This window comes from Helicobacter suis (genome assembly GCF_902196135.1).
Taxonomy (GTDB): domain Bacteria; phylum Campylobacterota; class Campylobacteria; order Campylobacterales; family Helicobacteraceae; genus Helicobacter; species Helicobacter suis_A.
Map to the genome: position 1 here is coordinate 1 of NZ_CABIKE010000045.1, position 566 is coordinate 566.

Genomic DNA, 566 nt, shown 5'->3' on the forward strand with positions numbered 1-566 from the left:
TATGGGGTGGATACGAGCAAACACTACCCCCGCATAACACGCGCGGCCTACAATCCTTATCATCATAGAAACGCTGAGATCAAAGAGGTAGAGAAGTATGTGCGCCAAGAAATGGCGGGCTTTGATATTACTAAAAGGCATTTTACCTTTGAGGAAAAGTACCGCCTAGTAGAATTTATTGATCAATGCCGCCGTGAGATAGCGCCTGCGCTTGTTTTGCATGTCTTGTATGAAACACGCGGGGCTGAAGTGCGCTTAGCTAGGATATGTAAGTGGCTTAGCAAGCTGGGTGAATGGCGTAGATACTTCAAAGAACATAAAACTAATTACGATCCTAAAAGAACCTACCATGTAAGCCAAAAGCGCCTAGACTACTACCAAAGAAAAACCAAAGTAAATAAAGAGCTCCTAAGGGAGGCTATTCTAGCTATAGGCAGTAGTGCTCCACGCAAGGGCTATAAAGCCATGTATGATTATTACTTAGAGCTAGAGCGAGCTAACAAACCAGACTTTAGCATGGCTTTTCCGCGCATTTATACCATTATTAGGGAGATGATAGAGGGGGA

General features: G+C 44.0%; 1 protein-coding gene. It reads left to right on the forward strand.

Annotated features, from left to right (window positions below; translation table 11 throughout):
* Positions 1 to 566, forward strand: a 566-nt coding sequence (locus G6Q06_RS08335) for a hypothetical protein (RefSeq protein WP_163566301.1), incomplete at both ends; no start/stop codon positions are given.